This is a genomic window from Vibrio sp. 10N.222.55.C6, from assembly GCF_041473395.1.
GTDB lineage: Bacteria > Pseudomonadota > Gammaproteobacteria > Enterobacterales > Vibrionaceae > Vibrio > Vibrio crassostreae_C.
In genome coordinates, this window is the sequence record NZ_JBFRSD010000736.1 from 1 (window position 1) to 436 (window position 436).

Sequence of the window (436 nt, forward strand, 5' to 3'; positions counted from 1 at the left end):
GACCAAATGTGATTTCATCAACTACTTCACCCGTTGAAAGATCTGCCTTGTCTTTGACAACACCTAACACATCAAAACTAAAGTCTTCATTACTGTGCTCTTTGGGTATCACTTCTACGTTGGCAAGTTCAGAGTAAAGAATCTCTTGATAATCGACACCCTCAATTGTCACGGTTGGTACAAGGGTATCGGTCCCAAGTAAATAAAGCCCAGCCCCCTGAGTGATATTATTGATGCGTACGTATAGAGTTTCCGACGTATCCAAATCTTCAGATGGTGTCATCGCAATCACTTCATCAAGAGTGAACGCGACTCTATTGCTAGGATCCCCAACAGTATCTGGATCGAGAATATTATCTTCATTGATGGTTTTGCGATTCACGCTTAAGGTGCCTAAGTCGGCGTCTGGAAGTACATCAATAACTAATATTCGTTC

1 protein-coding gene is annotated in these 436 nt (G+C 42.0%); it reads right to left on the bottom strand.

Annotated elements, in window-relative coordinates; genetic code table 11:
- Positions 1 to 436 (bottom strand): hypothetical protein (locus AB4486_RS25900; RefSeq protein ID WP_372119603.1); only part of this gene is annotated, 436 nt, incomplete at both ends.